The following is a 13,134-nucleotide window of genomic DNA, read 5'->3' as shown; positions in this document are numbered from 1 at the left end:
ATCAGCATGCACTGCACTGCCCGCCCTGTTTCAGCGGCTGTGGTCTAGCCACTGCAGTCAAACGGTCGGCCGGCAGACCTGCCCTTACGGAATCACGGCGCCTGCGTCGTCGCAGGCTGGTCGTGGTTCCAGTCCGGCGTTGGCGCCTGCTGCATCCAGCGCAGGAAAAAATCCAGCAGGCGGCGCTTGCCGTACTCGCCACCGGCGCCATGATCGCCGCCGGGCACCACCAGCAGGTCGAAATCCTTGCCTGCCTTGATCAGCCGATCGGCCACCTGCAAGGTGCTGGCCGGATCGACATTCATGTCCATGTCGCCGGTGACCAGCAGCAGGTGTCCTTGCAGACGCGCGGCGTTTTCCACGTTCGACGATTCGGCGTACCACGGCCCGACCGGCCAGCCCATCCATTGCTCGTTCCACCAGATCTTGTCCATGCGGTTGTCGTGGCAACCGGAATTGGCCACGCCTGCCACATAGAATTCCGGATGGAACAGCAGCGCACCCAATGCGTTCTGGCCACCGGCCGAGGTACCGTAGACACCGACGCCGCCGTCGATGGCGTACCACGGGTACTGTGCGGCAGCGGCCTTGTGCCAGGCGATGCGATCCGGCAGGCCCGCATCCTTGAGGTTGCGCCAGGCCACATCGTGGAAGGCGCGCGAGCGATTGTTGGTGCCCATGCCATCGATCTGCGCGACCGCAAATCCCAGTGCGGTCAGCGCTGACATGCGGGTGGTGAACGTCTTGGGCACGAAGGACCCCTGCGGGCCGGCGTAGATGTATTCGATCACGCGATGACGCTGCTGTGGCTGCATCTGCATGGGGCGCTGGATCACGCCCCAGATCTCGGTCTTGCCATCGCGGCCGGTGGTGTGGAACGGCAACGGTGGCTGCCAGCCGGCGGCCTGCAGACGGCTCAGGTCGGTGCGCTCTACCGTGCGTGCCAGGCTGCCGTCGGCGCTGCGCCGCAGCTCCAGCACCGGGCCCAGGTCCACGCGCGAGTACAGGTCCAGATACCATTTGCCGTCCGGCGAATAACTCACCTGGTGATCGGCGGCCGCCGGCGTCAATGCAGTGAGCCCGGTGCCGTCCAGACCGATGCGATAGGCATGGCGGTAATACGGGTCCTCGCCGGGTTGCATGCCGGAGGCGGTGAAATACAGCTGGCCTGCGCCCTCGTCGAGGTAGTCGAGCTTGCGCACCACCCAGTCGCCCTGCGTGACCTGGCGGATCACCGTACCGCTGTGGCCGTCGTACAGATACACGTGCTCCCAGCCATCGCGCTCGGAGGCCCACAGGATCTGCGCGCCGTCGGCCAGATCACGCCGCGCATGCTTGCCGCCGTCCTCGTGCGTTCCGCTGAGTTCGGAGTATTCGATGAAGGTGGGCGAGGTCTCTTCGATCAGGGTGCGCGCGTCAGCCGTGCGTGCGTCCACTTCGATGACCCGATACAGCTGGTGCCCGCGCGCGTTGTATTCGAAGGTGAGCCCGCGGCTGTCCTTCCACCAGACCATCTCGCTCAAGCTGAAGGCATTGGGCAGCAGCGTCATCGCCACCGGATGCGCGGCGCGCGTGGCGATGTCGAACAGCACCGGCTGCATCACCGGCAAGGCATCGCCGGGCTTGGGATAGACCTGCTGGTGCAACTTCGGCTGCAGCTGATCGGCCGGCGCCGACTCGATGTAATAGACCATGCGTGGCGGCGGTGCCTTGACCCGATACGCAGCCAGATGCTGCGAGTCCGGCGACCACACCACGCTGTCGAGTGCGTAGTAATCATCGGCACTGCCATCGCGGCTGAGCACGCTGCGCTCGCCACCATCGACCGGCGCGATCACCAGATTGGCCTGCTCCACCCAGGCGCGCCAGCGGCCATCCGGCGATAGCTTGGCCTGCCGCTCGCCCTGCTTGAGCGGCAGGCGCATGTCCATCGACTCGGCCTGCACGTCGCGTTCGGGCACGTGCGCGCAGCGATAGCGGGCCAGATCGCACTGCCAGCCCAGCTTCGCCAGCTGAAAGCCCAGGCGCTGCCGGTCCAGGGTGGGTTCCTCCAGCTGCAGTTGCGTGGCGTCGATGGCTTGCGCACCGGCCTGCGTCAGTGCCGCCGCCAGCCGCGCATGATCGAAGGCCAGCGTGTTGCGACCGCTGGCCGCATCCACCAGGCGGTACTCGATGGCCGGCGCCTGATCGGCACGTACCACGCCACGCCGATACACGAAATGCCCTGCATCGATCCATACCGGCGCCGTCGGTTGCCTGTCGACCAGCGACGCATAGCGATCGGCCAGACCGATCGCCTGCACATACTGCGCCGGTGTGGGCGTGGGCACGGGCGTGGTTGCTACGGGTGCAACGGATGCAGCCGCTGCGCTTGCCGAGAGCGTCCAGAGTGCGATGCTCAGGCACCATGCTGCGACGCTACGCCGCCTGGAGGTCTGGGTGTGATACAGCAGTGGCTTCATGCGTTTATCCGCGGAGATGGTGTGGTCATGGCTGGCACGGTCATCGCGCCAATGGGCCATCACCCGTACCAGGCCTGCACCTTCACCGCCGCTGTGCTGCCGGGCAATGCCACGCGATCGGCATGCGGGCCCTGTGGACGCGCCGGCTTGCCGTCGACGAGCACGCGGGTGAGCTTCTTACCCTTGGGCACGCGCAAGCTCAGCCAGGTGTGCCTGGGTGACCGTTCCGGCAGTTGCACCTCGGCATCGATGCGGCGTGCCGCCACGTCGGCGCGCAAGGTCAGCGTGAGTTTGCCCCAGCGTGTGGGCGCTGCGGTGATGCCGATCGCGGCGCCACTGCCCAGCCATGCGCGCGGCAGCGCACGCGCAAGGAACAACTGCTCGCCTGCGCTGTCGTCGCTGACCAGCATCCAGCGCAGCAGCAACGGGATGGTCATCTGCGCGGGGATGCAGAACAGCGGCATGCCACCGGTGATGCCGCTGACCTCGCCGGCGGTCCAGCTGCCGCGGGTATGCACCTGGTAGCGGTGCGCGTAGACGAACAACAGATACTCTTCGATACGATCCAGCCGCAGCAGCTGTTGCGCATAGCCGTAAGAAATGAAGCCGAGCAAATCGCGACTGCCCGGCTCCGGCGGCGCGATGTTGGCCACCACGCCGATGCTGGTGCCGCCATGGCCGCGCAGGCAATCGATCACCAGGTTGGCCAGGTCGTCGGGCAGCACATCGGCCTGCAGCAATTCCGCATACGCACGGTGCGGCCATTGCTGCTCGCTGGGCTTTTCCTGCAGCAGCGATTGGCGAAACGTGAGTTTGGTGCCCGGCAACGGGCCGATATACGGCGGCGACAGCTCGCGGCGCACGTTGGCACGCAGGCTGGCCTCCAGCCGTATGCGCAACTGCCTGGCGCGATGCTGCCATCGCGTGGCCAGACCGGCATCGCCACCGAGCGTGCTCCAGACCTGGGCGATGTCTTCCCAGCCGCGTATCGTCAGCGCGCTGTTGGCGTAATACGGTTTCCACCACAGCGACGGGTCGGGGAACAGGCAGGCATCGGATTCGTTCCAGCCGTGCAGCAGGCCATGGCCATGCGCGTTGCGCGGTAATGCCAGCGCCTGGTCGTGCAGCTCGCACAGCAGCTGCGCGGTGGCGGCGATCTTGGGCAGCAGGCGGCGCAGCCGCGCCGCATCGCCGGTGTAGCGTAGATAGCGCGCCAGCAGCGACAGGGTCAGCCCGAACTGCCCGACCTCCGGCCCGCGCATGTTCGGCAGGCCATCGTCCTGCACGAAGTCGTCGAAGTAGTTGTCCAGTACCGCAGCGGCCTGCGCGAAGCGGCCCCATTCCAGGTTGGCGTAGAACGAGCTGGTAAAGGTGTCCTGGAAACCGTCGTACTCGTTGCCGTAGTAGTCGCGTTCCACCGCGCCGTACTTCGGATAATCGCCACCGGGGCGCACCACCAGCTCGCGTGCGAACGCGAACTGCGCCATGTCGTTCCAGCTGGCATCGGGCAGCTGCGCCTGCACCGTGCCGTCCAGGGCCTGCTGCCAATACGCGGCGAAGTCGATCAACGCCGCGTAGAACTGCTCAGCCGTGGCCGGCTTGCGCGACGGCGCAAACGCGGGATAGCTGTGGGTGTAATGCACGCCGACGATCTCGCCGCCGCGCACCTGCATCGTGCGATGCCAGGTCTGCACCACGAAGCGATCGCTGGCACGCACATCGGCGAACACCAGCACGTCGTACCAACTATCGACCTCGCCTTCGCGCCGCATCACCTTGCGCACCGCCGGCATCCAGCCACCCAGCAGGCCTTCCTCGCGCCGTTTGATCAACGCCTCTTCGCCCAGCTCGGCGAAGGCGTGTTCCGGCCGCGAGGTGCGGCTGCGGCCGTTGGGCAGGATCGGCATGGTATCCAGGCTTTCGCGCGTGCCGACGAAGGTGGTCCACGGCCAGCGGCCGCCATTGTCCTTGGGGTCGAGCAGCGAGGCCGGCGGCGGCGCGACATCGCGCACCTGCGCCTCGTCCGGGTCGCCATCGCGCAGCAGGCGGTCGGCGAGCAGATCTGCCTCGGCCATCGCCACCTCGGCCAGCGACATCCCGAAGTACGGCTTGCCCTCGGCCGGATAGGCCGGCTCGGTACGTTTGTCCAGGCGCAGCATGCCGCTGTCGGTCCATAGCGTCAGCTGGCCCTGCGGGTTGTCGAGATGCTCGTAGACGGTCCACTGCTGCAGGTGTTCAAAACTGCACAGCTTGCTGCCCACATGCGCGGCCGACGGCAGCGCCTCAAGACGCGGCAGCGCCGGTGGCGGCAACGTCGCCGGGCTGTGCGGCATGCCCGGCAGCGCGAGCGCGGCACCCGCGCCCACCGCCGCGGTTGCCGCCATGCCCTGACGCAAAAAGCTTCTGCGGTCCATCGTCGCGCCCTCGGTTGATCTCATCCACATCCTGCGCGACGGCGCGGCTTGCGTCTTGTGGCAGCTGTCTGGCACGTATGCGGAAATCCGCACACAAGCAGCTGTTGCTGCGCTGCCATCGCAGCAACGGCGCAGCGCCCAGTCACCGCCCCCCTGCCATTTAGCCACGTGACTTTCTGGCCACGCCGGCATCTGCGGTGACAGCCACACTGGCTGCACAGACGCAGGCAGCACTGTCGCCAGACCGCCACGCAACCCAAGCCCACCCACAAGGACCGTCATGCAGCCATCCCTACCGCGCGTCGCGCACAGTGCCCGCGCCGCAGCGCGATTTTTCGATGTCGGCAGCGCGTCTGCCAGGCGGTTGCAACGTCCGGCGCATCGCTGGCTGTGGCTGGCCTTGATCGCGCCCTGCATCGCGCAGGCGCAGGTGGATCTGTCGCAACTGGATGCCGAGATGGCCGCGCCACGCACCCAGGTGCTGGTGCTCGGCAGCGTGCATCTGTCGCAGTTGCCCAAGGGCAGCGATATCGGTGCAGCACGGCTGCAACCATTGATGGACCGGCTGGCCGCGTATGCGCCCACCATCATCACCACAGAGGACCTGGCGGGCGAAACCTGCGACCTGATGCGGCGCCATCCGGCGGTGTATCTGCCCGAGGACACCACGACCTATTGCCCCGACACCAGCGAGGCGGCGCGTGCCACCGGGCTGGACGTTCCCACCGCTCTCGGCCAGGTCCGTGCAGCGCTCCGCAGCTTGCCCAGTGCGCCCACACCGGCACAGCGTCGGCACCTGGCTGCGCTGTTTCTGGCCTCGGGCGAGCCACCATCTGCGCTGGTGCAATGGATGCAGCTTGCGCCAGCCGAACAGCGCAGCGGCGATGGCCTGGATGCGGCGCTGGTGGCGCGACTGCGCAGCATGGAACAGCGCCCCAACGAGAGTTACCAGATCGCCGCACGGTTGGCGGCACGCCTTGGCCTGCAGCGCGTCCATCCGGCCGACGATCACACCGGCGACAACGTGGACGTGGCCGACCCGGCGGCGTACGGCAAGGCAATCCAGGCCGCCTGGGACAAGGCCGCGCCGCGGGCGCGCGCCATGCGTGAGCGCGAGGACCAACTTGCAAGTCAAGGCAAGCTGCTGGAGCTCTATCGCGCGATCAACCTGCCGGCCAGCCAGCAGTTGGCCATCGCGGTGGATTTTCGCGCCGCACTGAGCGAGGGTTCGCCGCAGCGCTACGGCTATCGCTACGTATCCGGATGGGAGATCCGCAACCTGCGCATGGTGTCCAACGTGCGTGCCAGCTTTGCCGACCAACCCGGTGCGAAGGTTCTGGCAGTGGTCGGTGCCATGCACAAGCCCTGGTTCGACAACTGGTTGGGACAGCTGCAGGGCGTGGATATCGTGGATGCGGCGCAGGTGCTGGGCAGTGACGGGCCGTGAGTACAACGCCGTCAGCATGACGCTCCAGGCCAAACGCGAGTCAGTCGAAGGCGCGGTGCCCTCGCCGCTCGCCGGACACGCCCGTGAACCCGCCCGTGGGGGCTCAGTGGCGGCATTGATGCCGCCGCACGGTCCCGCAATCGGTAAGGACATCGCACCCGGGAGCTACGCTAGCGTTGTGAAAAGCGGTCCATCTCGCGGATTCCATCGGCTTGCTGATTTGGGCCGCAACCACATGAACGTTAGCGAATCAGAAGCGCGTCATGCACTGCTTGCACACTGCAAACCGACACTCTCGACTGGCCGTTGGCCGCCCACCGTCGCGGGACCTTACGCGGCATGGATGCCGCGTAAGAGCCTACACGGACGTACTTGCGGCGTGTCCTGCGATGGTGGGCGGGCAACGGCCCTGCGGCCAGCTATCAGACCAGCTGCTCCACGCTTGCGCTCTATCCGCACTGCCCTAAAAACCCGCAGCCAAGACAAGCGCACTATCGAGTCGTCTATCGATACCGGCATAAGCAGAAGCCATCAATTCGCTGACTCCACAAAATGCAGAACGTAAATCCGGTTTCAGGTGCAGCCAGATGCGGCATCAAGGCGAAGGCCGCGCACCTAATGCACCAGACCGACAACCGGCCTTCGTCAATCCAGGCTCTCAGCTCAGCACATCCAGCAAGCTACCCAGCATTTCGTCGGAGCGCCGCAGCGCAGTGGCGTTGGCCTGGAAGTCGTTGCGTGCCGAGAGGCCTTCGACCAGATCGGTGGCCGGTGCCGATGGATCGGCGTTGGCGTCGACCACGCTGGCTGCCACTCCACCATTGAGCTGCGTGCTGGCTGCAACGGCCTGACGCGGACTGCCGTCCACCGGCTGACGCGCCACATTGCTGGCGGCCACCTGCTGGCGCAGTGCGGCGACCTGCATTCCGGAACTGGCGATGCTACTGATGCTCATGATGGCTCCGGTGCAGAAACTGAGAAATAACCAATGACGTTTGTTTACCAACCAATCAACACAATTATTGCCGGCAGTCGCGCCGCACTGCTGTTGTTCTTACGCCCACCGAGGCGCGTGGCGAGCGTGTCTCACGAGGTGGAATCAGCTGACAGGAACCGCAATGACGTGTCCCACCCACCGATTCCGATCACGCCCACCTCACGGCTGCCCAGCCGCCTCACGCAGGCTCAATAGGTGCCTACCCGCACACGCAAGACCACTGGAACCTCTCCCGCCGCATCCACACGACCGAAGTTGAGCCCGTAGTCGGTCTGGTCGCCGTTGAGCTGTCTTTCGACCTGCCAGCGCCCGTCCACGTACCGCCCCTGCTCCACCCGCAACAGTTGTCCATGACGGGTATCGGCCGCCTCGCGGAAAAATTCAATCCGCGCGGCCATTCCGGTGACCAGGAACTCCTCCGGCCCCAGCTGCGCCACCAGCAGCCGGCCGGCGTGGTCGTCGTTGCCGGGCAGGATCGCCGGCGCATCGCCCCACATCGGCGCACCGAACGACACCTTGGCCTGCCAATCGCCGAAGCGCAGCGTGCGTTGCGGCGCGCCGGGCTGTTCGGCCACCGCCTGCAGCCGGCCATCGAAGGCGGCCTGGGCGATCACGCGCTGCAGCGGGGCCAGCAGCTTGAAGTTGGCGGCGTGTGCAGCGATCGCGTCACGGTTGGTCTGGCTGTCCTGGTTGCCATCCATGCCGAACACCGAAAAGCCGATCCCGCCCTGCCCCAGCACATGGAACAGATAGGGCGCGGTGGCCGCCTCGAAGCCGGTCTCCGAAACCCAGGCCGGGTTGTCCGGTCGCGCGTACTGGCCGATGACCTTGGTGTACTCGTTGTAGTCGCTGGTGTAGATATCGGTGCCGATGAAGTCGATCGACGGCGTGGCCGTGCGCCACAGCGCGAACACATTCACCGTCGCACCGCCGGACGGATAATCCATGCCCGGGTAACGCTTGCCCTTGTAGCGCAGCCAGGTGTTGACGTAGAGCGGCAGCGGATAGGCGCGCTTGCCGGCCGCGGCCACCTGTTCGATGTACGCCGCCGTCGCATGCGCATTGAAGGCTTCGGCCGCTTCGGCACCGAACAGCTGCTGCCAGCTGCCTTGCGGCTTGCCCAGTTTTTGCGCGATCGCGGCGGGCACCGGTTGCGCGAACGCCGCCTCACCGGCCGGGCCATGGTCGCGCACCGTGCCGATTGCGCCGGGCTCGTTTTCCACCTGTACCAGGATCACCGTGTGGCGGTCGCCGTCGACCTTGCGCAGGTGCTGCATCAATGCGGTGAACGCACGCACATCTGCCTGCACGTTGGCGGCCACATGCGGCGACAGCACATCCACCGGCTCACCATTGGCATCGCGCATGCGCGGGTAGGTGGCGTCGTCGCGCTTGATCCACTCCGGCACGTAATGCATCTGGCCGTTCTTCCAGCTGCCGAACCACAGCAGGGCCACGCGCAGGCCACGCTTGCGCGCGCCGGCAATCAAGGCATCCACGTTGGTGGTATCGAAGCGCCCGGGCGCCGGCTCGAACTGCTCCCAGTACACCGGCGCTTCCACCGTGTTGGCATGCAGCGCCACCACCTCGTCCAGCGCCTTGGGCAGCACCGCCGGCCAGGCGCTGGAATTGTGCAGCTGCGCGGCCAGCACGGTGTACGGCGCGCCATCGACGAACAGGGCATGGCGGCCGTTCTGGGTAACGTAGCGCGGCAGCTCTTCCGCGCTGGCCAGCAATGGCACGCAACCGGCCAACATCGCCAGCGACCACAGCAGGGCTGCGATGCGGCCGCGCGGCCGCGGCATCTTCAGGGCAAGCAAACGCATCATCGCGCCTCCGACGGTAGTGAATTCCAATGCGGCGTGGGTTCGTCGCGCAGATGGCGCACGAAGAAGTCGTACTGGCGACGCTGCACATAGTCGATCGGCCCGCTAGAGCGGCCTACCGAATGCTCGCCACCAGGCACGTTGAGCAGCTCGAAGTCCTTGCCGGCCTTGATCAGCGCATCGACCACCTGCGCGGTGGAGGCCGGGTCCACATTGCTGTCCTGCTCGCCGACGATCAGCAGCAGGTCGCCCTGCAACTTGGCCGCATTGACCACGCCCGAGGCCTGCGCATAACCGGCATCCACCGGCCAGCCCATCCACTGCTCGTTCCAGCTGATCTTGTCCATGCGGTTGTCGTAGCAACCGGCGAACGCCACGCCCACCTTGTAGAAGTCCGGATGGCGTTCGAGCGCGCCCAGCGTGCTCTGCCCGCCGGCCGAGGCGCCATAGATGCCGACCCGGCCGATGTCGTAGGAAGGGTCCCTGGCCGCCAACGCACGGTGCCAGGCAATGCGATCGGCAAAGCCGGAATCGCCCAGGTTCTTCCACGCCACATCATGGAAGGCCTTGGAGCGGTTGGCGGTACCCATGCCGTCGATCATCACCACGATAAAGCCCAGATCCGCCTGCGCCTGCATGCCGATCTGCTTGTCGCCACCGGAGTGATAGCCAAACGGCCAGAACGTCTTGGGCACAAAGGAATCGTGCGGGCCGGCGTAGATGTTCTCGATCACCGGATACTTCTTGTGCGGGTCGTAATCGCGTGGGCGCACCACCATGCCCCAGATGTCGGTGCGGCCATCGCGGCCCTTGGCCACGAAGGTCTCCGGCGCGCGCCAGCCGGCGGCCAGCAACCTGTCGATCTTGCCCTGCTCCACCTGCTGCAGCAGCCGGCCATCGATACTGTGCAGCTCCATCACCGGCGGCAGATCCGGGCGCGAGTAGACATCGACGTAATGCCGGCCGTCGTCTGCGATCGCCACATCGTGATCGGCATCACTGTGGGTCAGCCGGGTCAACCGGCGGCCGTCGAAATCCACGCTGTACAGCTGCCGGTAGTACGGGTCCTTGCCCGCATCCATGCCGCTGGCGGTGAACCAGATGCGCCGCTGCGCGTCGTCCACGCGCAGCACATCGCGCACGATCCACGGCCCGCGCGTGAGCTGCCGCTTGAACCTGCCGCTGCGGCCATCGACCAGGTACAGGTGCCGCCAGCCGTCGCGTTCGGAGATCCACAGCAACGCGTCGCCGCGCCCATCCACGTCATGGCGAAAGCTGCGGTCGGCATAGACGAAGGTGCGCGCATCCTCGCCAACCGCCACGTGCGCGCGACCGCTCTGCGCATCCACCGCGATCACCCGCATGCGCTGAAAGCCGCGCTGCACGTAGTCGAAGCTCACGCTGCGGCCATCGCTGCGCCACTGCAGCGGCGACAGCGCATACGGATTGGCGAACAAGGCGGTGTCCACCTCGCGGCGCCTGCCATCCACGGCGAACAGCACCGGCCGCTCCACATCCACCGCATCGCCGGGCTTGGGATATAACTGGGTATGCACGCGCGGCTGGCCGCCGCCTGCAGGCGCTGCTTCCACGCGGGTGACGCGGCGGGGCAACCCGGGACGCACGCGATACACCGCCAGCCGCTGCGAATCTGGCGACCAGGCGATGCTCTCCGGGTCGAAGTAATCATCTGCGCGGCCATCGTCGCTGAGCCGGGTCAGCTGGCCATCGGCAACGCGGCGCAGCAGCAGGTTCCAGCCATCGGCGAGCGCTTCCCAGCGGCCATCGGGCGAACGGCGCGGCGTGGTGTCGGCTGGCACCGCAGGGTCGCGCACCACACCGAAGCCGCGTGGACGCTGCTTTGCAGCGGTGTCATCGCGGACGCAGCGGTCGTCCGTCAGGCTGCAACGCCAGGGCGCTTCGCCAAGCGCGAAGCGAATCGCCCCGTCGCTGCGCTCGCCGTCCGGCGCATAGGCAAAGCGCTCGAACGGCAACTGCAACGCGGTGTAGGGTGTGCCGGTCGCTGCACTCAATGCCTGCGCCACGCGCAGCTGATCGAACGCCGGCGTTTTCTGCAGCGTGGCGACATCCATACGGACGAAGGCGAATCCGCCCGGCACCGTCTTGCGGTAATAGAACGTGCCGTTGTCCTGCCATTGCACCGGCCAGGCCACGTTGTCGGTCAGCGTGCTCCAGTGCGCGCGCAAGCCCAGCGCGCGTTGGTAGTCGGCCACACTGGGCGCGGCCTGTGCCGCCGTCGACAGCAACACGATGCACGCAGCCACCCCGTTCAAGCAGCCACGCAACCAGCGCGATGCACCCGCGCCGTGGCGCAGCTCACTCGCCATCGTCCTCCTCCAGCGCCAGCTCATCGCCGCGCAAGCCGCTGCGCGCGCCCCAGTGATAGATGAAGAATGCAATCACCGCCACGCTCAAGGTGTCGAACGGATGCGCGATCCAGCCGTGACCGCCGAACGTGCCGGCCCAGGACACCGCCATCACCAGCACGAAGAACACTATCAACCACAGCGATGCGCGCACCTGGCGCAGCAGGCGTGCCCTGCCCTGGCGCGATGGCAGGCGATACAGCACATACAGCACGAACGCGACCACCTGCAGGCCGAGCAACCACGACAAGGTGGGCCAGGTCGACCAGTAGACGATCAAGGCGGCGACAATGAACGACAGCGGCCCCAGCACGGCAAGGCCACGGACGCGGAACGGCCGCGGCAAGTCCGGCGCACTGCGGCGTAATGCGGCTACGGTGACCGGTGCCACTGCGTAACTCAGCACCAGGGCGGCCGACACCACGCCGATCAGGGTCTCCCACGAGGGGAACGGCAGCGTCCAGAAGATCGACAAGCCCAGGCTCAACCACAATGCCGGACGCGGAATGCCCGATTGCGGATCCACCCGCGTCAGTACCGGCAAGAACCCGCCGCTGCGCGCCCAGCCGTACACCACGCGCGGGGTGGCATTCATGTAGATGTTGCCGGTGCCGCTGGGCGAGACCATCGCATCGCAGATCACCAGCGCAGCCAGCCACGCCATCCCCAACGCCAGCGCGATGTCGTGGTACGGCAGCGCAAACACCTTGTCGATGCCACTCCAGCCCGGCGCCAGTTGCGCGGCCGGAATGCTGCCCAGAAACGCCAGCTGCAGCAGCACGTAGATCACCGTGGACAAGGCCACCGACAGGATCAGGGCGATCGGAATATTGCGCTGCGGGTCGCGCACCTCGCTGGCCACCGACACGATCGGGGTCAGGCCCAGGTAGGCAAAGATGATGCCGCCGGCAGAAATCGCCGCTTCCACCCCGGCCATGCCCGAGGGCGCAAACCCGTGCACGCTCAGGTTGCCCGGATTGAAGTGCTTCATCAGCAGCACGATCACCAGGATCGGCACCAGGAACTTGAAGATGCTGACGATGTTGTTGGCGAGCGCGAAGGTCTTGACGCTGAAATAGTTGAGCAGGAAGAACAGCACCAGCAAGGCCAGTTGCACCAACCAGCCCCACACGCTGGGATGGCTGCCGCCGGGTTGGTTGAGCAGCGGAAACCACGCCGCCGCGTACTGCCGCGCTGCCTCCACCTCGATCGCGATCAGGCTGGAAAACGCGATCAGGGTGATGAAGCCGGTCAACGAGCCGAGCAAGGCGCCATGCGAATACTCCGGGTAGCGCACCACGCCACCGGCGCGCGGCAGCGCGGCACCGAGTTCGCAATACACCAAGCCGAGCAGCAACACCGCGATGCCGCCAAGGATCCACGACAGGATGCCGGCCGGTCCGGCAATGGAAGAGACATGGCTGGCCGAGAACAACCAGCCCGAGCCGAAGATCGAACCCAGCCCGATAAAGGTCAGGTCGGTCAGGCTGAGTCGCTTGTGGAACTTGCCCTGCGTGGTCGCACCGTGTGTGGTCATTGGTCGCCCCGAAGCGTGGATAGCGCGGTTGGTGTTGCGAAGAACGTCGGCTGGTGATGTCCTG

At 66.4% G+C, this 13,134-nt stretch carries 7 protein-coding genes; 1 reads left to right on the top strand and 6 read right to left on the bottom strand.

Features of this window, described 5'->3' with window-relative positions; genetic code table 11:
- Positions 1–92 precede the first annotated feature (92 nt).
- Together ABQ137_RS14140 and ABQ137_RS14135 are read right to left on the bottom strand one after the other, a co-directional pair.
- The gene (locus tag ABQ137_RS14140) at positions 93–2,462 is read right to left on the bottom strand and encodes a S9 family peptidase (protein ID WP_349782917.1); all 2,370 of its coding nucleotides are present in this window, start codon (positions 2,460–2,462) and stop codon (positions 93–95) included.
- 59 nt (positions 2,463–2,521) lie between these two features.
- Complete coding sequence (locus ABQ137_RS14135; RefSeq protein ID WP_184613648.1) at positions 2,522–4,876, bottom strand: glucosidase family protein; 2,355 nt, start codon at positions 4,874–4,876, stop codon at positions 2,522–2,524.
- A 280-nt stretch (positions 4,877–5,156) separates the two neighbouring features.
- On the opposite strand from ABQ137_RS14135, the gene ABQ137_RS14130 reads away from it, so the two are divergent.
- The gene (locus tag ABQ137_RS14130) at positions 5,157–6,323 is read left to right on the top strand and encodes a DUF5694 domain-containing protein (RefSeq protein ID WP_349782915.1); all 1,167 of its coding nucleotides are present in this window, start codon (positions 5,157–5,159) and stop codon (positions 6,321–6,323) included.
- 658 nt (positions 6,324–6,981) lie between these two features.
- Here ABQ137_RS14130 and ABQ137_RS14125 read toward each other — a convergent pair.
- The 4 genes from ABQ137_RS14125 to ABQ137_RS14110 form a co-directional block, all read right to left on the bottom strand.
- Entirely contained in the window at positions 6,982–7,278 is a 297-nt protein-coding gene (locus ABQ137_RS14125; protein ID WP_024940013.1) for a flagellar basal body rod protein FlgC, read from the bottom strand.
- Positions 7,279–7,508: 230 nt separating this feature from the next.
- Positions 7,509–9,149, bottom strand: coding sequence for a DUF5597 domain-containing protein (locus ABQ137_RS14120; protein ID WP_349782913.1), 1,641 nt, complete (start codon positions 9,147–9,149; stop codon positions 7,509–7,511).
- Positions 9,146–11,494, bottom strand: coding sequence for a S9 family peptidase (locus ABQ137_RS14115; RefSeq protein WP_349782911.1), 2,349 nt, complete (start codon positions 11,492–11,494; stop codon positions 9,146–9,148). The genes ABQ137_RS14120 and ABQ137_RS14115 overlap by 4 nt, the downstream gene beginning before the upstream one ends.
- Positions 11,484–13,070 (bottom strand): APC family permease, encoded by a 1,587-nt coding sequence (locus ABQ137_RS14110; protein WP_104554145.1) that lies wholly within the window; start codon positions 13,068–13,070, stop codon positions 11,484–11,486. The genes ABQ137_RS14115 and ABQ137_RS14110 overlap by 11 nt, the downstream gene beginning before the upstream one ends.
- Between the last annotated feature and the right edge of the window lie 64 nt (positions 13,071–13,134).

It is taken from the genome of Xanthomonas sp. WHRI 8393, assembly GCF_040203315.1.
GTDB classification, from domain to species: domain Bacteria; phylum Pseudomonadota; class Gammaproteobacteria; order Xanthomonadales; family Xanthomonadaceae; genus Xanthomonas; species Xanthomonas arboricola.
This window is presented reverse-complemented; position numbering and strand designations above follow the sequence as displayed.